This window comes from Minwuia sp. IMCC3060 (assembly GCF_029909435.1).
In the GTDB taxonomy this organism is placed as follows: domain Bacteria; phylum Pseudomonadota; class Alphaproteobacteria; order Minwuiales; family Minwuiaceae; genus Minwuia.
This window is the reverse complement of sequence record NZ_CP123782.1, coordinates 1598369-1621273: the sequence shown is the minus strand read 5'-3', so window position 1 is coordinate 1621273 and position 22905 is coordinate 1598369. Positions and strand designations below refer to the sequence as shown.

Below are 22905 nucleotides of genomic sequence, written 5' to 3'. Positions count from 1 at the left end.
CCCCTTCGCGCGACCGTCCCTCCTGAGAGATAGAGTTCGTTGCGGTTCCGGCTCAGACGAGTGCCAGTCCCTGATCGGTGGCCTGGGGTGACTCCGCGCCCGCTTCGTTCCCCAGGATCATTTCGTTGTGTGCGGCCCCGGACGGCACCATCGGGTACACGTTCTCGGCCGGATCAACGCGAACATCGGCGATGACGGGCCGGTCCACGGCAATCATCTCGTCGATCAGGCTGTCCATCTCGTCCGGCGTTTCCGCCTTCAGGCCCACCGCACCGAAGCTCTCGGCCAGCTTCACGAAGTCCGGCAGGCTCTCCACGTAGCTCTCCGAATAGCGCTTGCCGTGCATCAGTTCCTGCCACTGGCGGACCATGCCCATCCACTGGTTGTTCAGGATGAAGATCTTCACAGGCAGCTTGTACTGCGCCAGCGTCGACATTTCCTGAATGTTCATCATGATCGAGGCTTCACCGGCGATATCGACCACCAGCTTGTCAGGGTGCGCGATCTGCGCGCCCATCGCCGCCGGCAGGCCGTAGCCCATGGTGCCGAGCCCGCCGGAGGTCATCCAGCGGTTCGGGCTTTCGAACTTGAAGAGCTGTGCCGCCCACATCTGATGCTGACCGACCTCCGTCGTGATGTAGGGGTCGCGGTCCTTGATCTTCTCGTACAGGGCCTCGACCGCACGCTGCGGCTTGATCAGCTTGTCGGTCTGTTCGTAGGCGAAGCTGTTGCGCGCCCGCCAGATGTCGATCTGACGCCACCAGGGCTCGATCCGGGCCGGATCGACCTGACGCGCGCCCGCCTTCCAGATGCGGATCATGTCTTCCAGGATGTGTGCCGCGTCGCCGATGATCGGCAGGTCCACCCGCACGTTCTTGTTGATCGAACTCGGATCGATGTCGATGTGGATCTTCTTCGACTTCGGCGAGAAGGCATCCAGACGCCCGGTCACCCGGTCATCGAAGCGCGCGCCGATGCAGATCATCACGTCACAGTCGTGCATGGCCCAGTTGGCCTCATACGACCCGTGCATGCCCAGCATGCCGAGATACTGCCGGTCCGACGCCGGATAGCCGCCCAGTCCCATCAGCGTGTTGGTGATGGGATAGCCGGTCATGCGCACGAACTGGGTCAGCAGCGCGGATGCCTTCGGCCCCGCATTGATGATGCCGCCGCCGGTATAGAAGATCGGCCGTTCCGCATTGGCGATCATCTCCACGGCTTCCCGGATCTTCTCCAGGTCACCCTTCACCCGCGGACGGTAGGTCTTGTGGCGCACCTTCTCCGGCGCCGTGTAGTCGGCGGTGTTGATCTGCACATCCTTCGGGATGTCGATGACCACCGGGCCGGGACGGCCATTGGTGGCAACGTAGAAGCCTTCATGGACCACCCGCGCCAGATCAGCCGTGTCCCGGACCAGATAGTTGTGCTTGGTGCAGGGGCGGGTGATGCCGGTGGTGTCGCATTCCTGGAACGCGTCGTTGCCGATCATGTGGGTCGCGACCTGCCCGGTCAGGCAGACGACGGGAATGGAATCCATCAGCGCGTCGGTCAGTCCGGTAACCGCATTGGTGGCACCGGGGCCGGAGGTGACGAGAACGACACCCGGCTTCCCCGTGGAGCGGGCATAGCCCTCCGCCGCATGAACCGCGCCGCCTTCCTGACGGACCAGGATGTGGCGAATGGAGTTCTGCTTGAACAGCGCATCGTAAATCGGCAGTACCGCGCCGCCAGGATACCCGAAGATGGTATCTACACCCTGATCGGTCAGTGCCTTGATCAGGATTTCCGCGCCGGTCATTGCGTTGTTCGACATGATACGCCTCGTTGCCTTGTCTGTTCCCCGGACGGGGGAGCAGTTCCTCGTTCCTCAAAATGAACAGCCCGTCACGCGCACGCGTCGCCTGAACTGGCCATTTCAACCCGGAAACGGCGCGACCGGTCAGAGGTCATCTCAGAGGGCCATCAGTTACAGAATACGCGCGGCGAACCGGGCGGCGCGAAACATAGGCAAGGGCTACCCCCCGGTCAACAGAAATTCGCTTATTTTCGGAAAGATTTCCCCGAAAACACTTTCTGTTTGTTTCGTATTCGAGCAAATATCCGCAACGATCTGATGACGGAACCAGGTCCCCTGTCGCTTGGCATAGCGGCGCGTGGCAGTCTGGGCCTGCGTTCGCGCCTCTTCCAGGCTCAGGTCTCCGTCCAGATGGGCAATCAGGGCCGGCACGCCGAGCGCCTTCATCGCGGGCAGATCCGGGTCGAGGCCGCGCGCATGCAGGCGTGCCACCTCCGCCAGTGCCCCCTCCGCCAGCATGGCATCGAAACGTGCGTCACAGCGGGCATAGAGGCCGTCGCGCGGCGGGTCCAGGACAACCGTGAATGTCCGTGCCCGGACGGGTGGAACTCCCGGCATCTGTTGCCAGTCGGTCAGCGATCGTCCGGTCCCGCGCCAGACCTCCCAGGCGCGAACCAGGCGCTGGCTGTCGCCGGCATTCAACCGTTCGGCCGCCACCGGATCGACCGCCATCAATCGCTGCCGCACCCTCTCCCCGCCCTCGCGCGCCAGTATCTCCGTCGCCTCCTGCCGGAACGCAGGAGCGATGTCGGGGATCGGTGCAAGGCCTTGCAGCAATGCCCGGACATACAGGCCGGTCCCGCCACAGAGCACGGGCACCTGCCCTGCCGCGTGACATGCCGCGATCTCTGCTGCCGCGCGCGCGGACCAGAGCGCCGCGGAGCAGGCCTCCGCCGCATCCTGAAAGCCGTAGAGCCGATGCGGGGCCATGGCCTCCAGTTCCGGCTCCGGCCGGGCGGTCAGGATATGCAGGTCACGATAGACCTGCATGGAGTCGCAATTGATCACGACCCCGCCCAGTTCCGCAGCCACGCGGGCAGCCAGCGCCGACTTGCCGCTCGCCGTCGGGCCGAGTATCAGCAACAGGTCGCCAGACGAAACTGGCTGTTCCGGAGGGGTATCGTTCATGGAAATGGTTCTGACGCTGGTGGGCAATGCGCGTCAACCACTGACAGCGGCACAGGTCGCCGCCGTCCGCGCCGCAACGGACGCATCCGCCCCGGTTCACGAACTGGGGCCGGACGCCGTCGAGTTCCCCGTCGAGGTACGGCCCGCCGATGCATCGGAGCTGGAGCAGCGGGCCATTGATGCCCTTGACGGGGCAGCGGTCGATCTGGCTCTCACCGGCACCGGGAACCGGCGCAAGCGCCTGCTGATCGCCGACATGGACTCCACCATCATCACCGTCGAGTGCATTGACGAACTGGCCGACTTCGCAGGTGTGCGGGACGCGGTTTCCGGCATTACCGAACGCGCCATGCGCGGCGAGATCGATTTCGAGGACGCGCTGCTGGAACGTGTCGGACTGATGAAGGGTCTGCCGGAGTCAGTGCTGCAGCAGGCCTTCGACGACCGCGTCCGACTGACAGACGGGGCCGCTGTCCTGACACGGACGATGCGGGCCGGGGGGGGCCATGCGGCACTGGTGTCGGGGGGCTTCACGTTCTTCACCGAACGGGTGGCGCACCTGGCCGGGTTCGACGAACATCACGCCAACACGCTGCTGTTTCAGGACGGCCACCTGACCGGCGATGTCGGTCGCCCGATCCTGGGCCGACAGGCCAAGCTGGACCAGCTCAACCGCATCACGACGGAACTCGGGATCACCAACGAGGACGCGCTGGCGGTGGGCGACGGGGCCAATGACCTGGCCATGATCCAGGCCTCCGGTCTTGGTGTCGCCTTTCATGCAAAGCCGATGACGGCGGCGGCAGCGGGCGCGCGCGTACTGCATGGCGACCTGACGGTGCTGCTCTATTATCAGGGGATTCCATTCAGCGAATGGGCGACCTGACTGGGGGAGACACGGTCAATGACGGACGAGATCGAACGGGTGACCTATGCGGTCACCGACCGGGTGGCGGTGCTGACGATGCAGCATCCGCCGGTCAATGCCGTGGACATGGAACAGATCGGGGCGATCCATGCCGGTCTGAAGCGCGCCGATGCCGACCCGGATGTCGGCGCCATCGTGCTGACCAGCGCCGTCGATGGCTATTTCTGTGCCGGGATGGACCTGAAGATGGTGCAGCGCGGCGGTGTTGCGGCCTTCCGGCGCTTTCTGGAGACATTCTATCTCGAAACCCTGGACATCCAGCACCGTCTGACCAAGCCGACGATCACCGCGATCAATGGCACCGCCCTTGGCGCGGGGATGACACTCTCCATCACCAGCGACGTGCTGATTGCCGCCGATGATGCCCGGCTGGGCTATCCGGAGATCAATGTCGGGGTGCTGCCCGCCATCCACTTTGCCCACCTGCCCCGAATCGCGGGCCGCCACCGGGCCTTCGAATATCTCTTCACCGGGGACATGCTGCCGCCCGAGAGCCTGCGGGAGATCGGCGTGATCAACCATGTCGTTCCGGTCGCCGATGTGCTTCCGAAGGCCATGGAGATCGGGCGCAAGTTCGCCGCCAAGTCGCCCGCCATCATGGCCGTCGGTCGCCGCGCCTTCAGCCGGGCCAACGACCTCGACTACCGCCGCGATGTCGCCAACCAGGTTGAGATGATGTGCGCCCTGCTGGGCACCGAGGATGCGATGGAGGGTCTGACCGCCTTCACGGAGAAGCGCAAGCCGCGCTGGACCGGCAAATAGGCCGGGGGAAAGAGGACTCTCGCAAACGAACAATTCGGTAACCCGAACGGTCTTTGCTCGCTGGACAAGTCCCCGGGCATTTTGCACTCTGGCAAGAGAACTGGAAAACCAGTCATTGTTTGCTGCCTGACAGGGGCAGCCATATGGGAGGATACAAGAGGTGTTCAAACTTAGTTTGGGGCAGCGTTCGCGACGTGTGCTGACTGCCACTGCCGCAATCGCGCTGGCAGCGACGCTCGCCGTCAACAATGTTCACGCAGCATCACACAGCGGCGCGGTGAAGGGCGGCACCCTGATCGTCGGCGTCGAGACCGACTCGCGCGGCTTTGACGCGGTCAAGGGCGGTGTGCTTGGCGTCAGCGCCGGAACGGTCTCTCTGGCAGTCCACGACACGCTGCTGAAGTACAACGAGAAGACCAAGGAATTCGAACCCAATCTGGCAACCGCCTGGGAAGCGTCCGAGGACAACAAGAGCTGGACCGTTACCCTGCGCAAGGGCGTGAAGTTCCATGACGGCTCCGACTTCACCGCCAAGGATGTCGCGGACCATTTCAACCGCATCCTCGATCCGGCGAACAAGTCGCGCAGCCGGTCGTTCATCACGGCGATAACCGGTGTCGAGGCCATCGACGACCACACCGTCAAGTTCAACCTGGCACACCCCTGGCTGCCGCTGCTGGGCAACCTTGCGGCGCCGAGCATGATCGGGCTGATCCCGTCGAGTGCCAATGTCGCCGCCGACAAGCAAAACCGGGAGCCGATCGGTACCGGCCCGTTCATGTTCGACAGCTGGGCCGGTGGTGACCGCATCACCATCAAGCGGAACCCGAACTACTGGAACAAGGACGCGGTGCATCTCGACGAGATCGTCTTCCGTATCCTGCCCGATACCCAGGCCCGCTTTGCCAGCCTGCGTTCCGGCGAGATCGACCTGATCTGGACCGACCGCGGCAGTTCCATCGTGGAGGCGCAGAAAGACCCGAATCTCACCACTGTCGTTCGTGACGGCAAGGGTGCCGCGGTCACCTTCATCAATGCGTCCAAGCCGCCGCTGGATGACGCCCGCGTGCGCCAGGCCATTTCCCACGCCTGGAACCAGACTGCGCTCCTGAAGGTCACCTGGAAGGATACCCGTCCGTTCGCGGAACACCCGCTGGGTACCGAATCCAAGTGTGATGCCGGATATCGCCATTACGATCCGGCAAAGGCCAAGGCCCTGCTGGCTGACTATGGCAAGCCGGTGAAGATCAGCATGATCCACACCACGACCCCGCGCGGCCGTGAGTTTGGCGAGATCTATCAGCAGCTGCTGAAGCAGGTCGGCATCGAACTGGAACTCGTCCCGGTCGATCAGAACACGCTGGTGAAGAAGGTCTTCACCAACGACTACATGATCTCCGGCTGGCGGATTGCCGATGCGGACGATGTGGGTCCGCAGACCTTCGCCCTGTCCTTCTCCAAGAGCTCCTACAACCTCACCCGCCTGATGTTGCCGGAAATGGACAAGGTTGCGCTCGCCATGCGGACGGCGGCTGATCCGGCTGTGCGCGAGAAGTTCCATTGCGATCTGATGCGCATGGTCAATGACCAGGGCAACATGCAGTACCGTGGTGGCAACCGCTACTACGCCTTCCATGGCACCAACACCCACAACATCGGCATCGATGGTCTGGGTGTGGTCAGGGTCTCCGGCGCATGGAAGGACAAGTGATCAGCAGATCATTCATCTGAACAACTGCTGAGACTGCAGACATGCGTTACCTGCTGAAACGGGTACGGCGACTGGTCGTCGTGATCTTCGCCGTCACCCTTTTCACCTTCCTGCTGGTCAACGTCCTGCCGGGTGATGTCGCCTATGACATTGCCGGGCAGGACGCATCGGAGGAGGAGGTACAGGCCATTCGTGCCGACCTGGGCCTCGACCGGCCGGTCATGGTCCGATACGCGGAATGGCTGGGGGACTTCGTTCAGGGTGACTGGGGTCGCTCCTTCCGCACGGACGAACCGGTGGTGGACGCCATCCTGTCCCGCTTTCCGGTCTCTCTCGAACTCATGCTGGTGGCGCAGGTCTTCGCGCTGATCCTGGCTGTTCCGTTCGGCATACTTGCCGCCTATCGCGCCGGACGCACGGTCGACCGGACCATTGCGACGGCGGGCTTCATGTCCTTGTCCGTTCCGTCATTCATGGCGGCAATCCTGCTGATCCTGGTCGTATCCCTCAATCTCGGCTGGCTGCCCACATCCGAATACGAGCCGCTGTCGGCAGGTCTCTGGGCGAACCTGCGGGCTTTCATCCTTCCGGCGCTGGCCATCGCCATGGCCGAATGGGTGGTGCTGATGCGGGTATTGCGGGCCGACATGATCGGCGTGCTGCAACAGGACTACATCTCGCTCGCGCGGGCCAAGGGACTGCCGGTCTGCCACGTCATCCTGCGCCACGCACTGAAGCCGGCTTCCTTCTCGATGATCACGGTCCTGGGCCTGCAGATCGGCAATCTGGTCGGCGGCTCGATCATCATCGAATCCATCTTTGCCCTGCCCGGTGTCGGTCGCCTGCTGATCAACGCGATCTATGCCCGTGACTTCATCGTGGTCCAGGGCGTCGTGGTCTTCATCGCCTTTGCCTACGTGCTGGTGAACTTCATCGTTGACCTGCTCTATGCCGTGCTGGACCCCCGTATCCGGACGGAGCGCGCCGATGGCTGATCCCACAACCAACCGTCCCCTTCATCCGGCACGGCCGACACTTTCACGGTTCCGCCGCATGCGGCCTACGACTGGCAAGTCCGGACAGTTCGGCATTGCCTTCTGGCTGCCCCTCGCCTGGCTGTTCCTGATCAGTTTCACGGCGATCTTCGCGCCCTGGATCGGCATCCAGGATCCGGACTCACTGGATTTCGTCAATCTTCAGACGCCACCGAACGACGCGCACCTGCTCGGCACGGATCACCTGGGTCGCGATGTGCTGGCGCGCGTCGTCTACGGCGCCCGCGTGTCGCTGGTCGTCGGCTTCTGCGCGCCGGTGGTCGGCATGCTGCTGGGCCTGCCCATCGGCATGATCGCAGGCTATTTCGGCGGGCGCATCGACGGTTTCATCGTCGGCTCCATCGATACCTTCCTGGCCGTTCCCGGTCTCGTGCTGCTGTTGCTGTTCTCTCTCATCTTCGGTGGCAGCCTGCTGGTGGTGACCGTCAGTCTGGGACTGCTGTTCATTCCGATCTTCTCCCGCATCAGCCGGGCCGCGACGCTCAGCTTCAAGTCGTCGGAGTTCATCCTTGCGGCACGCACAATCGGCGCGAACGACTTCAACATCCTCGTGCGCGAACTGTTGCCCAATGTCGTGCTGCCGGTGCTGGCGTTCGGCCTGGTCGCCGTGGCCAGCGCCATCGTGGTGGAGGGCGCGCTGAGCTTCCTCGGCCTGTCGGTGCCCGCCCCTCACCCGAGCTGGGGCGGCATGATCGCGGGCGGTCGGGAGCATCTGGAGGAATCCCCCCATATCAGCGTCTTTCCGGCAATCGTCATGTTCCTGACGGTGCTGTCCTTCAACCTGGTGGGTGACACGCTGCGCAGCCGCTTCGCGGATGTGCGGGAGGCGGCGATCTGATCATGTCCAGACCCCTGCTCGAACTCACCAACGTCTCCACCCATTTCCATTCACCTGCCGGTCGCGTGCGGGCCGTTGACGGGGTTTCCGTCTCGCTGGAGGCCGGACAGACACTTGGCCTGGTCGGTGAATCCGGGTCCGGCAAGTCCGTGCTGGCACGCACCATCATGGGTCTGCTGCCGTCCTATGCAGAGATCCCGAAGGGCGGTGCCATCACCTTCGATGGCCAGAACCTGCTGACCATGGATCGCAAGGCCCGTCGCGCCATCTCGGGACCGGGCATCGGCATGATCTTCCAGGACCCCATGACCAGCCTCAATCCGGTGATGAAGATCGGCCAGCAGGTCTATGAGGGGATGCGCCATCATTTCGGCACCAGCAAGGCCACGGGCCGCCAGCGCGCCATCGAGCTGCTGACAGAAGTCGGTATCCCGCAGCCTGATGTCCGCGTCGACCAGTATCCGCACCAGCTTTCCGGCGGGATGCGACAGCGCGTGGCCATCGCCATCGCGCTTGCCTGCGAGCCGAAGCTGCTGATCGCCGATGAACCCACGACGGCGCTGGATGTGACCGTCCAGTCAGGGATCCTCGACCTGCTGCAGCGCGAACAGCGGGACCGCGGCATGACCCTGATCCTGATCACCCATGATCTCGGCGTCGTTGCCGGGCGCTGCGACAAGGTGGCGGTGATGTATGCCGGTGGCATCGTCGAGACCGGCAGCACCCGCAGCCTGTTCGCCCGCACCCGGATGCGCTACACGCAGGCCCTGCTGGATTCCATTCCGCGCCTCGATCGCCCGCCACATGAGCGGCTGAAGTCGATCGGTGGCCGTCCACCGAACCTCATCACACCGCCACCGGGGTGCCGCTTCGCCCCCCGCTGTGCCTTCGCCGATGCGCAGTGCGAAGCCGCGATGCCCCCGATGCAGGCTGACGAGGCCGACCCGGCACACAGCTTCGCCTGCTGGCATCCGCGCGATCCCGAGCAGGTGACGGAGGAGGTGGCATGAGCGACGTGCTGCTGGATGTCCGTGACCTGGTCGTCGAGTTTCCGACGCGCAAGGGCCTGGTGCAGGCCGTCAGTGGTGTGACCTTCGAACTGCGGCGCGGGGAAACGCTGGCGCTGGTTGGCGAATCCGGCTGCGGCAAGTCGACGACGGCGCGGGCGGTGATGCAGTTGCCACGCCCGACCAGCGGCCAGATCGTGCTGGACGGTGACGATCTGGTTGCCGCCGGAAAGCGGGACCTGCGGCGGATGAGACGCCGGTTCCAGATGATCTTCCAGAACCCGATTGCCTCCCTCAACCCGCGCAAGCGCATCAGCGAGATCATCGAGAAGCCGCTGAAGATCGCGGGGCTGCTGGATGCAGAGAAACGCAGGCAGGCGGTCGAGGAACTGCTGGAGACTGTCGGACTCGACCCGGCGGTGGCCATGGACAAGCGACCGCACGAGTTCTCCGGCGGCCAGTGCCAGCGCATCTCCATTGCGCGGGCGCTGATCCTGGAACCGGACCTGCTGATCTGTGATGAACCGGTCTCGGCACTCGATGTTTCCATCCAGGCTCAGATCCTGAACCTGCTGGAGGACATGAAGCAGCGCTATGACCTGACCATGCTGTTCATCAGTCATGACCTCGCCGTGGTCCGCAATGTGGCGGACCGGGTGGCGGTGATGTACCTGGGCCGCTTCTGCGAGGTCGGCAGTTCGGAGATGCTTTTCGACAGTCCGGCGCATCCCTATACCCGCGCCCTGCTCAGCGCCATTCCGGTGCCCGATCCCACCGTGACGCCAAAGCCGATCGAGATGATCCAGGGCGACCTGCCCTCCCCCATCTCACCACCCAGCGGCTGCCGCTTCCGCACCCGCTGCCCCGTTGCCAGCGAACGCTGCGCGGCGGAGGTGCCGGCGATGCGTGAGCTGCCGGACGGGCGCGCGATCGCCTGCCACCATCCGCTGATCGGTGCCTGACGGGCGGCCTTTCCCGATCGGAAACAGTCTTGTGAAGCATCCTGCCATTGCCTCGCCGAAACGGAACGTCATATGGGCGGAACAGGCAGGAGGACCCGATGACCGAACCGCAGAACCCCAGCACCATCCACGGCTATCACGCCCACATCTACTACCGGAACGATGCGGAGCGCGCGGAGGCGGCCGTACTGCGCCGTCAGATCATGACCACTTTCGAGGTCGTGCCGGGCCGCTGGCGCGATCAGCCGGTCGGACCACATCCGCTGCCCATGTACCAGATGGCATTTGCCACTGATGTCTTCCCGACGATGGTGCCCTGGCTGATGCTCAACCGGCGGGGCCTGACCATCCTGGTACATCCGGAAACCGGCGATGATCTGGCCGACCACGACATTCACCCGCTCTGGCTGGGCGAACGCCTGCCGCTGGACATTGCATTCCTGCGCGGCTTTGCCGGACGACCCGGGCGGGCCTGATGCTGCGGCGCTGCCGCCTCAGTACATCCGTCCGCCGTTCGGAATCTGCCGCTCTGGGCCGATCAGGATGACGTTGCCGTCAGCGTCGGGAAACCCGAGCGTCAGACATTCGCTCATGAACTTGCCGATCTGCTTCGGCGGGAAATTGACCACCCCCGCAACCTGCCGGCCCATCAGTTCCTCCCGCGTGTAATTGGTGATCTGGGCCGAGGTCTTGCGGGTCCCGATCTCCTCACCAAAGTCGATCCAGAGTTTCCAGGCCGGGCGTCGCGCCTCGGGGAACGCCTGCACGTCGATGATGGTTCCGACACGAATGTCGACACGCTGGAATTCGTCATAGGTCAGGTCGGTCATGCTCTCGGCTTCCCTGTATCGCGCGGTATCAGGCCTGGCCCGCGTGGGCGCGGGCAGTGCGGGCATGGATCTCCCGCAGCACGGCCAGTTCGGTCGGCTCCGGCACCGGTGTCTCCGTGACACTGTCGGCAAAGCGGATATCCCAGCCGGTCGCGGCCGTGATCTGATCGCGTGTCACGCCCGGATGGATGGTGGTGACGATCAGTTCCCTGGTCTCGGGATCCGGTGCCATCTGGCAGAGATCGCTGATCAGGCGCGTCGGCCCCAGGGTCCTGGCCCCGGCCTCCGCCCGGCTGTTGCCCCCGTTGCCGTGACCGAGCGAGGTGATGAAATCCAGCTTCTCCACGAAGGCACGCGGTGACTGGCGCAGCAGGATGAAGGTCTCCCGCGCGCTGGTCGCGATCTCCGGCGCGCCACCCGCCCCCGGCAGGCGGGTCTTCGGCTTCAGATAGGTGCCGCCGATGACCGTGGTGTTGATGTTGCCGAAGCGGTCCACCTGCGCCGCCCCCAGGAATCCGACATCGATGCGTCCGCCCTGCAGCCAGTAGCGGAACATCTCCGGCACCGAGACATTGGTCAGCGCCGTCTCCGCCAGTTCACCGTCGCCAATGGAGAGCGGCAGCACGTCGGGCCGCGTCTCCAGCGTGCCGGATTCATAGATCAGCACAACGTCCGGCGCATGGGTCTGGCGCGCCAGATTGGCGGCCGCGCTGGGCTGGCCGATACCGACGAAGCAGACCTGACCATTCTGCAATGCCCGGGATGCTGCGACGGTCATCATCTCGTCGGCGGTGTAGCCCCTGTCGCTCATTGCACACCCTCCCCCGCCTTGCGCTGCATGACATGGCTGTCCATCCAGGCGCGGAACGTCTCCCGGTCGCGCGCGATGGGATCCCAGGCCTTGTAGAAGCTGTTGTCACGCGGGTAGTAGCCATGGGCGTAGCTGGGAAAGGCGCCGTCGGGCACGGCTGCGATGGCGCTGATCGTCCACGACGGCAGGATCACCGCGTTGGGACCACCGCCCAGATCGTCAACGATCTCCTCCACCGTCACGATGGAGCGGCTGGCGGCCAGCACCGCCTCCTTCTGCACGCCGATGATGCCTTCCAGCAGCACGTTGCCGCGCCGGTCCGCCTTCTGCGTATGGATCACGGCCACATCGGGGCGCATGGCCGGAATGGCGGCCAGCTTCTCCCCGGTGAACGGGCATTCGACCGACCGGATGCGGTCGTTCACCTTCGGCAGGTCGTTGCCGATATAGCCCCGGAACACCGCACAGGGCAGTCCGGCAGCCCCGGCCTCATAGGCATTGGCCATGGCACCGTGGCTGTGCTCCTCGATCTCCAGGGGCAGCGGCCAGTCGCGTTCGATCGCATCACGCATCCGGTGCAGGGATCCGACACCGGGATTGCCACCCCAGGAGAACACCAGCTTCCGCGCGCAGCCCATGCCGATCATCTGGTCGAAGATGATGTCCGGCGTCATGCGGATCAGCGTCAGGTCCTTGCGGCCCTGGCGGATGATCTCATGGCCGGCGGCATAGGGGATCAGGTGCGTGAAGCCTTCCAGCGACAGGCTGTCGCCGTCCCGGACATTCTCCGCCACTGCCTCTTCCAGGCTGGTGATCACTGCGCGCGGCATGGATGCTCCCCTGTCTCAGAAACCGATGTGGCTGCCACCGTCGATGCTCAGGTGCTGACCGGTGATGTAGCTCGCCCCGGATGACAGCAGGAAGCACACCGGCACGGACACTTCCTCCGGCTTGGAGAAGCGCTCCAGCGGGATCTGGCCCAGATAGCGGTCGCGGAACTTCTCGCCCCGGATGGTCTCCGTCATCGGTGTCTCGACCAGGCCGAAGCAGACCGAATTGACGTTGATGTCGTGGCGGCCCCATTCCCGCGCCGCACTCATGCTGAGGCCCAGCACACCGGATTTCGCCGCACCATAGTTGATCTGGCCGATGGTGCCGCGACGCCCGGCGATGGAGGAGACATTGACGATCCGCCCCGGTGCCGTGTCGCCATCCTTGCGGCGTTCGATGATGTGACGGCCAACGGCCTGCAGGCACAGGAAGACGCCGGTCAGGTTGACGTCGATGACCTGCTGCCAGGTCTGGAACGGCATCTTGTCGATCATCGCCGCCCGGACGATTCCGGCGTTGTTGACCAGCCCGTGCAGTGCCCCGGCCTCGCGCACGATGTCATTCACCATCTTCTCGACCGTACCCGGATCATCGACGGAACCGACATGCTGCAGCGTGTCGTCCCGCCCGACCAGTTCCGCGGTCTCGGCCAGCCCGTCGCCATTGACGTCATTGATCGCGACACGCGCGCCCAGCGACGCCGCCTGACAGGCCACGGCCCGCCCGATTCCCTGTCCCGCACCGGTCACCAGCACGGTCATCCCGTCCAATGTCATTGGATTGGTCATTGTCATCCTCCCCAGGTTCATATCCTCACCGCCCTCATTCAGGCAATGCGGCGACGGGGGGTCAATCAGTTATTGATGGTGTCCGGCAGATCGGGAAGCTCGAAAACCTGTCCGGGATAGATCAGGTTCGGGTCGCGGATGCGGTCGCGATTTGCCTCGTAGATCGTGGTGTAGCTGATGCCGCGTCCGTATGTGCGCCGCGCAATGCGCCAGAGTGAATTGCCGGGCTGCACGATCACCTGGTCCGCCGTGACCTCCACGGAGGCGGGTGCAACGCGCGCGAAGGGCAGCTCGATCCGGGCCAGCACCACCCCGGAACTGTCCACATGATCGACGCGCAGCACATGCAGGCCGGGCGCGATCTCCGTCTCCGGCATGATACGCCACTGCCCCTGCGCATCCGCGCGGGCGCGACCGGCATAGACACCATCGACATACGCACGCAGTTCGGCGTCCGGCGCGCCATTGCCGGACATTTCAAGGTTGCCCTTGTCATCATAGTCGACCTTGCCGAGGTTCAGCCCCTGCGGCATCGCGATGCGATCCGCGCGATCCGGTTCCTGCAGGATACGGGTGCCGGTGCGATTCTTCGGCGTCAGCAGCGCAATCGCCTTCTTGTCGTCGGACAGGTCAGCGCAGTCCGGCACGACCAGCACGACACTCTCAGGCGATTCCGCCCGGCCCGCCGTTGTCTCGGCGGTCAGTGTCAGTTCCACACCACCGGGTTTGAAAGGTTCTGACACCACATGGGCCCAGGAACCATCGTTTTCCGCGCGCAGGGTGGCGATGATTTCCCCGTTGGCGGCAATGCGCACGATGGCCTGCGACGGTGCCCGTCCGGCCATCACCGCCGTGCAGTCAACATCGCTGATCCGCACCACATCGAAGCTTGGCGGTGCAACGGCGCGCTTCGGAATGACAGGAACACCCTTCGTGTTGGTCTCCGGTTCCCGCTTCGGAGCAACCGGCTGCAACGGCTTCGTCGGCTCTTCCGTGACGGCGGCAACAGCCTGGTCCTTCGCCACGTCCAGCTTCTGTTCGACCTTGCGCTCCAGCTTCTCGCGCACGGCATCAGCTTCGGGAACGACCGGGCCGGATACGACGCTCTCGCTTGCAGTTGCCGCCTTTTCAGCAGTCTTGCGCTCATCCGGGTCCGGGCGCGTCGCAGAAGTGGTTACGGTACTGGCAGGCTCCGATGTTCCGGCTTCAGGCGCCGCAGTCGGAGCCGGAGCCGGAGCCGGAGCCTCTGACGCCGATTCAGTCCTTGGCTCGCCGGATTCAGGAACGGCAGGGCTCTCGGCCGGTGCAGTGATGCTCTCGGGCGCACCTGACTTTTTCGCCACAGGCGCGCCTGTGACAGCGGTCGCCACAGGCTTCTTGGCCTCTTCGGGCGTGTCGCTGCCGCCAAGGATGAGGAACCCTGCCGCAGCGAGTGCGGCAACGGCGATCAACAGAAGCAGGATACGGTTCAACGCGACAACGCCCGGGCAATTGTGTCAATTCGGTGATACGTAGTCCGAACCACCCGAAACCGCAACGATTCCCTGCTTTTGTGGCCAGTCAGCAACGTCGTGACGTCAGTCCGGCAGATGGGCGGTCATTGTCGCCCCCGCGAAGCCGTGAACCTTGTCACCGGCCCTCACGGTCACTTCGCGCACTCCCGGCGGAATCTCGATGTCGTGGTAGCGCGTGAAAGGCTGCTCGTTTTCGTGCGGATGATGCAGCACGCGCGTGCCAAGAACCGTCCCGTCCGGGGCCAGCACCTGCCATTGGTCGGCATAGTGTTCCCATCCGGTATCAGCATGACGGACGGTGACACGGAATCGGTATATGTTCGGACCCGACTTCTTCATGTGCAGCACGGTCACGCCGACGACATCGGCACCACCGGCCTGGACGGATACAGGCAAGACAAGCGCCAGTGACAGCATCGCAACCGACAGCAGGCTTCTGAACATGGCAAGAATCTCCACTCTGTGCGTCTATTGCGGCTCCTCCGACCGGGCGCGCCCGGCGTTCCTCGACGCGGCAGAACGGCTCGGCGCCATCCTGGCCAGCAACGGCATGGGCCTGATCTACGGTGGCGGACGCCTGGGGCTGATGGGGCGTGTCGCAGACGGCGTGCTTGCCGGTCAGGGCCGCGTCACCGGAATCATCCCCGAACACCTGCACCGTGTCGAGGTCCGGCACGAGGGTGTCACGGAATTGTTGGTGGTGAGGAGCATGCACGAGCGCAAGGCGGAGATGTTCCGCCGCGCCGATGCCTTCTGCGTGCTGCCCGGCGGCATCGGCACGCTGGATGAGGTCATCGAGATCCTGACCTGGCGACAGCTTGGCCTGCATGACGACCCCATCGTGATCGTCAATCAGGAGGGCTACTTCGATCCGTTCCGCACGATGCTGGAGCATGTGGTAGCGGAGAATTTCGCCGGTCCGGACACGCTGGATTTCCTGACCTGGGTGAATACGGTCGATGACGTGCTTCCCGCGATTGCCGCCCTGCCGGAACCGCAGTTGCCACAGCGTCCCGAGAAGGTTTGACTTGCCTGTCGGCCTTAGCCTTTTGACCACCTTTGACCCGGTGTTATAACGCGCGGGAAATCAAGGCACACGTGGTGGCGCGCTGCCAGTCAGGAAGGGGTCGGGATGAGCAAGATCAAGGTAACGAAACCGGTTGTCGAGCTTGATGGGGACGAGATGACCCGGATCATCTGGGACTTCATCAAGCAGAAGCTGATTCTGCCCTATCTGGACATCGACCTGCACTATTACGACCTGAGCGTCGAGGAGCGGGATCGCACGGACGACCAGGTCACTGTCGATTCCGCCAACGCCATTGCCAAGTACGGTGTCGGCGTGAAGTGCGCGACCATCACCCCCGACGAGGATCGCGTCGAGGAATTCAAGCTGAAGAAGATGTGGCGCAGCCCGAACGGCACCATCCGCAACATCCTGGGCGGCACCATCTTCCGGGAGCCGATTATCTGCCAGAACGTGCCGCGCCTGGTGCCCGGCTGGACCGACCCTATCGTCATCGGCCGTCATGCCTTTGGCGACCAGTACCGCGCCACCGATTTCCTGGTTCCCGGCAAGGGCAAGATGACCCTGAAATGGGAAGGCGAGGACGGTCAGGTGATCGAGCGGGAGATCTTTGACTTCCCGAGCAGCGGCGTCGCCATGTCCATGTACAACCTGGACGATTCCATTCGCGACTTTGCGCGTTCCAGCATGAACTTCGGTCTGGATCGTGGCTGGCCCGTCTACATGTCCACCAAGAACACGATCCTGAAAGCCTATGACGGGCGCTTCAAGGACCTGTTCGAGGAGGTCTACCAGAACGAGTTCAAGGCGGCCTTCGACAAGAAGGGCATCACCTACGAGCACCGCCTGATCGACGATATGGTCGCCTGCGCCATGAAGTGGTCGGGCAAGTACGTCTGGGCCTGCAAGAACTACGATGGCGACGTGCAGTCCGACACCGTGGCACAGGGCTTCGGCTCGCTGGGTCTGATGACCTCCGTGCTGATGACGCCGGACGGAAAGACGGTCGAGGCGGAGGCCGCCCACGGCACCGTCACCCGCCATTACCGCATGCACCAGCAGGGCAAGGAGACCTCGACCAACCCGATCGCGTCGATCTTCGCCTGGACCCGTGGACTGTCCTACCGCGCCAAGATGGACGAGAACGTGGCCCTGGGCGAATTCGCGGAGACGCTGGAGAAGGTCTGCATTTCCACCGTCGAGGCGGGCCAGATGACCAAGGACCTGGCCATCCTGGTCGGCCCCGACCAGCCCTGGATGACCACCAACCAGTTCCTGGACGCGCTGGACCAGAACCTGCAGCAGGCACGGGGCTGACCCGACGCCGAGCGAAGGGGACTGCTTCCCCGTTGCAGAAAACGTCATGAGAGAAGCCCCGGATGTCGTTCCGGGGCTTTTTTCGTATGCGGCTGCGGGGCTATCGTCGGTGGGCATGCATGCGAAGGGGATTCCGGCGTGATCATCGACTGTCCGGTCTGCGGGCCACGGCATCTGGCCGAGTTCAGCTATGGCGGCGAAGCCAGCCGTACCCTGGTCGCTATGGAGAATACCGACCGAGAAGACTGGTCGACCTATGTCTTCGCGCGTCAGAACCCCCGGGGACCGCATGAGGAACACTGGCAGCATTCGGGCGGCTGCCGGTCCTGGCTGCAGGTGCGGCGGGACGTGACCACGCACCGGATCGAGGCCGTGCGCCTGATCGGCCCCTTCGCGGGCGAGACAGGATCGTGAGCGGGATGCGCCTGCCGGACGGCGGCAACAGCATCGACCGGGGGCAGCCGCTGCGCTTCAGCTTCGATGGTCGGCCAATGTCGGGCTTTGCCGGCGACAGCATTGCCTCTGCCCTGCTGGCGAACGGGGTTTCCGTCGTCGGGCGCAGTTTCAAGCTGCATCGCCCGCGCGGAATCTTCGCTGCCGGTACGGATGAACCGAACGCCCTGATGACCCTGCGCGAAGGGGGGCGGCGGGAACCGAACGTGAAGGCGACGGAGGCGGAACTGTTCGACGGCCTGGTCGTGCAGAGCCAGAACCGCTGGCCCGGCCTGGGGTTCGATCTGATGGCCGCGACTGGCCTGGCCGCGCCGGTTCTTTCCGCCGGGTTCTACTACAAGACCTTCATCGGCCCGTCCCAGAAGGCCTGGATGCTGTATGAGCATTTCATCCGGCGCGCCGCCGGGCTGGGTGCGGCATCACTGGAACCCGACCCGGACAGCTATGAGCATGCCTGGGCCTTCACGGATGTGCTGGTGGTTGGCAGCGGTCCTGCAGGCCTGTCCAGCGCCCTGACCCTGGCCCGCAGCGGCGTCCGTGTCCTGCTGCTGGAGCAGGAGGCGGTGATCGGCGGTCATCTGTTGCAGGAACCGGGCACCATCGACGGCAAGCCCGCCGCCCGTTGGGCCGCCGACGCCCGCGCCGAGCTGGAGAGCCTTGGCGCGACAGTCATGCCGCGCACCACGGCCTGGGGCTACTACGACGGCAATGTCATCGCGGCGCTGGAGCGGGTCAGCGATCACCTGCCCACTCCCCTGCCCCATCAGCCGCGCCAGCGACAGTGGAACATCCGCGCAGGCAAGGTCGTGCTGGCCACCGGCGCGTTCGAGCGTCCCATCGCCTTCGCGGGCAACGACCTGCCCGGCGTCATGCTCGCCGGAGCCGCCGAGCGCTATCTTGCCCGCCACGCCGTGGTTCCCGGACAGAAGGTGGCCCTGTTCGCCAGCAATGACCTGGCCTATGGCGCTGCCTTTGCCCTGCATGATGCAGGCATCGCAATCGCTGCGCTGGTCGATCCGCGCGAGACACCGGGCGAGACGGTACTGCAGGGTCTCAGGGCGCGCGGGCTTGAGGTACGGACCGGTCAGGCCATTGTCGCGGCAAAGGGCCGACAGCGGGTCCGCAGCATTCATGTGGCTCCCTTCGACATCGCGCGGGGCGCACTGGTGGGTGGTGAGGACCTGGCGGTCGATACGGTTCTGGTGTCCGGCGGATTCAATCCGGTGATCCATCTGGCCTCACAGGCCGGTGGTCCGGCGCAGTTCGACCGTGCCCTGCAATCCTTCGTGGCCGGCGCGCCGCGGGAGGACTGGCTGGCGACAGGTGCCGTGACCGGTCAACTGACCCTCGCCGGGGCGCTGGGCGACGGCGCCCGGACAGGGGCGGAGATCGCGACCGGACTTGGCCACCGGACCATCGCCAGCGCCGTGCCCACGGTTGCCGATGACCGGGGTCCCGGTGACATGCCCGCGATCTTCGAGATCCGCGACAGGCAGAGGAAGCACGGCAAGGCTTTTGTGGATTTCCAGCATGATGTGACCGTTGACGATATCCGCCTCGCCAACCGCGAAGGATACCGCTCCGTCGAGCATCTGAAACGCTACACCACGCTGGGCATGGGTACCGACCAGGGCAAGTCGTCCAACATCATCGGTCTGGCGCTGATGGCGGATGCGCGCGGAATCTCCATCCCCGACGCAGGCACCACCCGCTATCGCCCCCCCTTCACGCCCGTCAGCATCGGTGCGCTCGCGGGGCCGGAGGTCGGGGCGGAACTGCGCCCGAAGCGGCTGACACCGATGCACGACTGGCACGTCGCCCATGGTGCGGAGATGATGCAGGCGGGTCTGTGGTTTCGCCCGCGCTTCTACCCCGATGGCAATGAACCGCTGGAGGCCGGCTACGTCCGCGAAACCGCCATGGTGCGCGGTGGCGTCGGCATGGTCGATGTCTCGACACTGGGCAAGATCGACGTGCAGGGACCGGATGCGACGGTCTTTCTGGAACGTGTCTATGCCAATGGCTTCGCCAAGCTGCCAGTGGGGCGGGCCCGCTACGGTCTCATGCTGCGCGAGGACGGTTTCCTGTTCGACGACGGCACCACCTGGCGCCTGTCGGAGACGCGCTATCTGATCACGACCACCACCGCCAATGGCGGGCCGGTGATGCAGCATCTGGAATTCCTGCTGGCCGCGCACTGGCCGGGCCTGCGGGTCAAGCTGACGTCCGTCACCGAGCAATGGGCGGGGATGGCCATCGCCGGGCCGAAGTCCCGCGACGTGCTGCGCCGGGCCATCGCCGACATTGATTTCGATGATGCCGCCTTCCCCTTCATGGGCGTGCGCCCCGGCACGCTGAACGGGGTGGAGGTGCTGCTGGCGCGGCTCAGTTTCTCCGGCGAGATGGCCTATGAGGTCTATTGCGGCAGCCACGCCGGTACCGCCGTATGGCAAGCCCTGATGCAGGCCGGACAGCCGGAGGGGATCATTCCCTATGGCATGGAGGCGCTGGGCGCGCTGCGCATCGAGAAGGGACATGTGGCCGGACGGGAACTGGACGGGCGCACCACCGCCGCCGATGTCGGACTGGGACGCATGGTCTCTGCCCGCAAGAACTTCATCGGCAGCACGCTGGCCGCGCGGGAATACCTGCATGGCGAGGATCGGGAGCAACTGGTCGGCCTGTCGTCCGTCAGCGGCACGAAGATCTCCCCCAGCAGTCACCTCATCGAACCCGATGACGCCGGGAGCGGTGAAACCGGTCCAAGCCTGGGCCATGTCACGGCCATGACCTACAGCCCGGAACTCGGCACCTATGTCGCCCTGGCCCTGCTGCAGGGCGGCATGAAACATCTGGGCAAGCGGCTGACCGCGACGGATCCGGTGCGCGGCAAGTCGGTGGAGGTGGAGGTCACCGATCCCTGCTTCATCGACCCGGAAGGGAGCCGGATGCATGGCTGAGAGCATGATCGCCTGGCCCCTGGATGGTCACCTGCCTGCCGGTCGTCACGGCGCGGGCAGCGGTGAAGCCCCCCTCAGCCTGATGGAACTGCGGCCCGGCAGCATCGTCGAGGTCGGCTGCTGGCCCGACACGCTGAACCGGATGCGGATCGTCCTGCCTCAGCTCTCTCGCAATGCGACACTGATGGACCTGGCACCGGGCCGCTGGTGGCTGGTGTCGCCGGGGGCCGGGCTGGCACAGGAGCTGGAACGCGGTATCGACCCTGGACTTGGTGCGGTGGTGGATCTGTCGGACGCTCGCGCGGTCCTGCAGGTCTCCGGCCCGGCCACCCTGGAACTGATGAGCCGACTGGTACCCCTCGACTTCGGCGCGGACCGGCTTTCGCCAGGTTGCACGGCAGAGACCGTTGTCGGCCATATGGGCGTCACCCTGCACCGGACGGCCCCGGATTGCATCGAGATGTACGTGTTTCGCGGCTTCGCGCGGTCGTTCGTTCACAGCGTCCGACAGGCGGCGGCAGCGTTCGGGTATCGGGTCGGATAGATCTCCACCTTCTGCACGCCCGCAATGGACCGCTCGATACGAGACAGCGGCGTATCGTGCCGATAGACTGCGTCCGATTTCAGATCGGGAGGAAACTAGATGAAACTTTACAATTCGATCGGACCGAACCCGCGCATGGTCCGCATCTTCATGCATGAGCTTGGCACCGAGATGCCGATGGAGGACGTGGATATCCGCGGTGGCGTCAACCGCCAGCCGGAGTTCCTGAAGAAGAACGCGGCCGGCCAGTGCCCGGTGCTGGAACTGGATGACGGCACCTGCATCTGCGAGATCACGGCGATCTGCGAATATCTGGCGGACAAGGCAGGCGGATCCAGCCTGATCGGCATGACGCCGGAGGAGCGCGCGGAAACCCGCATGTGGACCCGGCGTGTGGACCTGAACGTCTGCGAAAATCTCGGCAACGGCTTCCGCTATGCGGAGGGGCTGAAGATGTTCGAGAGCCGGTTCCGCTGTATCCCGGAGGCTGCCGACGGCCTGAAGGCGCTGGCGCAGGACAAGCTGACCTGGATCGACGGGGAGCTGGAGGGCAAGCAGTTCCTCTGCGGTGACCGGATCAGCATGGCTGACATCCTGATGTTCGCCTTCGTCGAGTTCGCCGCCATGGTCGGGCAGAAGCTCAATCCCGACAACAAGAACGTCATAGCCTGGTTCGAGCGGATGAAGGCACGGCCGTCCGCCGCTGCCTGATCAAGGCGCAGCATTACATCAGGAAGGTTCCTTATCTTCCTGATCCGAAAATAGATTTCCGGGCAATTCGGGAATGTGTTTCAGGCGATCGAGAACGGCGGCGGTCAGCGAATCAGGCGTGCCGTCGCCGCTCACGCCATCCAGATAGGCGCGCACGTCCTTCTCCAGAATCCCGATGGTATTGCCGGGATCATGGGTTTCGGCGGACCAGTCGATCTGATCCAGATTGTTGCCGAACCAGGTGCCGCCCGAACTGCTGCGCATGACCGACAGCAGCCGGGCCGGGGCCAGCCCCAGTGCCTCCGCCTGCGCCAGCACCGTGCGCACGGCTGTCACCGAATTCGCGGCAACGAAGTTGTTCAGCACCTTGGCCGCCATCCCCGCGCCATAGGAACCGAGGTGATGCACTTCCTCCCCCATCGCCCGGAACATGGGCATCAGTGGCGTGATCTCACGCTCCGGACCACCGAGCATGAATGTCAGCGTGCCCTGCCGTGCCCTGAAGGGGGCACCGGACATGGGCGCATCAATGAGCGCGATTTCGGGGTGCACCACGTCCCGCAACGATGTGACGAAGCGCGGTGACAGGGTCGAGGAGACGATGAAGGTCCGGACGTTGTGCCCCTGCCCCGGCGGTTGGTGCAGGCCCAGCCCGTCAATGACATCGCGGGTCTGCTGGCTGTCGCGCACGACCGAGATGACGGTCTCCGCCTGGCGGCCCAGGTCGCTGATCGCGACCGTCATGTGGCCGGCGAATTTCGCGAATTCGGTGAGCGGGCGGACATCATGACCAATGGCCGCAAAGCCTGCGCGCAACAGCGCCTCGGCCATCGGCTGTCCCATGGCACCACAGCCAACCACACCGATCAC

Annotated in this window: 23 protein-coding genes; 14 read left to right on the top strand and 9 right to left on the bottom strand. The window is 64.6% G+C overall.

Annotated features, from left to right (window positions below; all coding sequences use genetic code 11):
- Window positions 1-52: 52 nt before the first annotated feature.
- Together QGV54_RS07670 and miaA are read right to left on the bottom strand one after the other, a co-directional pair.
- Window positions 53-1816 carry an acetolactate synthase 3 large subunit gene (locus QGV54_RS07670; RefSeq protein ID WP_281017444.1) on the bottom strand — a complete coding sequence of 588 codons (1764 nt, stop codon included), beginning with the start codon at window positions 1814-1816 and terminating at the stop codon, window positions 53-55.
- 201 nt (window positions 1817-2017) lie between these two features.
- Window positions 2018-2986, bottom strand: coding sequence for a tRNA (adenosine(37)-N6)-dimethylallyltransferase MiaA (miaA, locus tag QGV54_RS07665; RefSeq protein ID WP_281017445.1), 969 nt, complete (start codon window positions 2984-2986; stop codon window positions 2018-2020).
- On the opposite strand from miaA, the gene serB reads away from it, so the two are divergent.
- The 8 genes from serB (at window position 2985) to QGV54_RS07625 (ending at window position 10725) form a co-directional block, all read left to right on the top strand.
- Window positions 2985-3872, top strand: coding sequence for a phosphoserine phosphatase SerB (gene serB / locus QGV54_RS07660; protein ID WP_281017446.1), 888 nt, complete (start codon window positions 2985-2987; stop codon window positions 3870-3872). The genes miaA and serB overlap by 2 nt on opposite strands.
- 18 nt (window positions 3873-3890) lie before the next feature.
- Complete coding sequence (locus tag QGV54_RS07655) at window positions 3891-4676, top strand: enoyl-CoA hydratase/isomerase family protein (RefSeq protein ID WP_281017447.1); 786 nt, start codon at window positions 3891-3893, stop codon at window positions 4674-4676.
- 160 nt (window positions 4677-4836) lie between these two features.
- Window positions 4837-6387: an ABC transporter substrate-binding protein gene (locus QGV54_RS07650; protein WP_281017448.1), complete on the top strand. Its 1551-nt coding sequence runs from the start codon at window positions 4837-4839 to the stop codon at window positions 6385-6387.
- 41 nt (window positions 6388-6428) lie between these two features.
- Window positions 6429-7382: an ABC transporter permease gene (locus tag QGV54_RS07645; RefSeq protein WP_281017449.1), complete on the top strand. Its 954-nt coding sequence runs from the start codon at window positions 6429-6431 to the stop codon at window positions 7380-7382.
- Window positions 7375-8280, top strand: coding sequence for an ABC transporter permease (locus QGV54_RS07640; RefSeq protein WP_281020130.1), 906 nt, complete (start codon window positions 7375-7377; stop codon window positions 8278-8280). Before QGV54_RS07645 ends, QGV54_RS07640 begins: the two co-directional genes overlap by 8 nt.
- Before the next feature lie 2 nt (window positions 8281-8282).
- Window positions 8283-9290, top strand: a complete 1008-nt coding sequence (locus QGV54_RS07635; RefSeq protein ID WP_281017451.1) for an ABC transporter ATP-binding protein — start codon at window positions 8283-8285, stop codon at window positions 9288-9290.
- Window positions 9287-10249 (top strand): oligopeptide/dipeptide ABC transporter ATP-binding protein, encoded by a 963-nt coding sequence (locus QGV54_RS07630; RefSeq protein ID WP_281017452.1) that lies wholly within the window; start codon window positions 9287-9289, stop codon window positions 10247-10249. The genes QGV54_RS07635 and QGV54_RS07630 overlap by 4 nt, the downstream gene beginning before the upstream one ends.
- A 98-nt stretch (window positions 10250-10347) precedes the next feature.
- On the top strand, window positions 10348-10725 hold the full coding sequence (locus QGV54_RS07625; protein ID WP_281017453.1) for a DOPA 4,5-dioxygenase family protein: 378 nt from the start codon (window positions 10348-10350) through the stop codon (window positions 10723-10725).
- An 18-nt stretch (window positions 10726-10743) separates the two neighbouring features.
- Here QGV54_RS07625 and QGV54_RS07620 read toward each other — a convergent pair whose 3' ends face one another.
- The 6 genes from QGV54_RS07620 to QGV54_RS07595 form a co-directional block, all read right to left on the bottom strand.
- Complete coding sequence (locus tag QGV54_RS07620) at window positions 10744-11079, bottom strand: tRNA-binding protein (RefSeq protein WP_281017454.1); 336 nt, start codon at window positions 11077-11079, stop codon at window positions 10744-10746.
- 28 nt (window positions 11080-11107) lie between these two features.
- The gene (locus tag QGV54_RS07615; RefSeq protein ID WP_281017455.1) at window positions 11108-11890 is read right to left on the bottom strand and encodes a CoA-transferase subunit beta; all 783 of its coding nucleotides are present in this window, start codon (window positions 11888-11890) and stop codon (window positions 11108-11110) included.
- Window positions 11887-12720: a CoA transferase subunit A gene (locus QGV54_RS07610; protein WP_281017456.1), complete on the bottom strand. Its 834-nt coding sequence runs from the start codon at window positions 12718-12720 to the stop codon at window positions 11887-11889. Before QGV54_RS07610 ends, QGV54_RS07615 begins: the two co-directional genes overlap by 4 nt.
- A gap of 15 nt (window positions 12721-12735) precedes the next feature.
- On the bottom strand, window positions 12736-13509 hold the full coding sequence (locus QGV54_RS07605) for an SDR family NAD(P)-dependent oxidoreductase (protein ID WP_281017457.1): 774 nt from the start codon (window positions 13507-13509) through the stop codon (window positions 12736-12738).
- Window positions 13510-13574: 65 nt separating this feature from the next.
- Window positions 13575-14576, bottom strand: coding sequence for a LysM peptidoglycan-binding domain-containing protein (locus QGV54_RS07600; protein WP_281017458.1), 1002 nt, complete (start codon window positions 14574-14576; stop codon window positions 13575-13577).
- Between the two features lie 510 nt (window positions 14577-15086).
- On the bottom strand, window positions 15087-15467 hold the full coding sequence (locus QGV54_RS07595) for a hypothetical protein (protein ID WP_281017459.1): 381 nt from the start codon (window positions 15465-15467) through the stop codon (window positions 15087-15089).
- On the opposite strand from QGV54_RS07595, the gene QGV54_RS07590 reads away from it, so the two are divergent.
- The 6 genes from QGV54_RS07590 (at window position 15466) to QGV54_RS07565 (ending at window position 22035) form a co-directional block, all read left to right on the top strand.
- Window positions 15466-16050, top strand: coding sequence for a TIGR00730 family Rossman fold protein (locus tag QGV54_RS07590; RefSeq protein ID WP_281017460.1), 585 nt, complete (start codon window positions 15466-15468; stop codon window positions 16048-16050). The genes QGV54_RS07595 and QGV54_RS07590 overlap by 2 nt on opposite strands.
- A gap of 105 nt (window positions 16051-16155) precedes the next feature.
- Window positions 16156-17367 (top strand): NADP-dependent isocitrate dehydrogenase, encoded by a 1212-nt coding sequence (locus tag QGV54_RS07585; protein ID WP_281017461.1) that lies wholly within the window; start codon window positions 16156-16158, stop codon window positions 17365-17367.
- Window positions 17368-17505: 138 nt separating this feature from the next.
- The gene (locus tag QGV54_RS07580; protein ID WP_281017462.1) at window positions 17506-17781 is read left to right on the top strand and encodes a sarcosine oxidase subunit delta; all 276 of its coding nucleotides are present in this window, start codon (window positions 17506-17508) and stop codon (window positions 17779-17781) included.
- 5 nt (window positions 17782-17786) lie between these two features.
- Window positions 17787-20780 (top strand): sarcosine oxidase subunit alpha family protein, encoded by a 2994-nt coding sequence (locus QGV54_RS07575; RefSeq protein WP_281019879.1) that lies wholly within the window; start codon window positions 17787-17789, stop codon window positions 20778-20780.
- Window positions 20773-21324: a sarcosine oxidase subunit gamma family protein gene (locus QGV54_RS07570; RefSeq protein WP_281017463.1), complete on the top strand. Its 552-nt coding sequence runs from the start codon at window positions 20773-20775 to the stop codon at window positions 21322-21324. The genes QGV54_RS07575 and QGV54_RS07570 overlap by 8 nt, the downstream gene beginning before the upstream one ends.
- Window positions 21325-21423: 99 nt before the next feature.
- Window positions 21424-22035: a glutathione S-transferase family protein gene (locus QGV54_RS07565; RefSeq protein ID WP_281017464.1), complete on the top strand. Its 612-nt coding sequence runs from the start codon at window positions 21424-21426 to the stop codon at window positions 22033-22035.
- Between the two features lie 18 nt (window positions 22036-22053).
- Here QGV54_RS07565 and QGV54_RS07560 read toward each other — a convergent pair whose 3' ends face one another.
- On the bottom strand, window positions 22054-22905 hold the full coding sequence (locus QGV54_RS07560; RefSeq protein WP_281017465.1) for an NAD(P)-dependent oxidoreductase: 852 nt from the start codon (window positions 22903-22905) through the stop codon (window positions 22054-22056).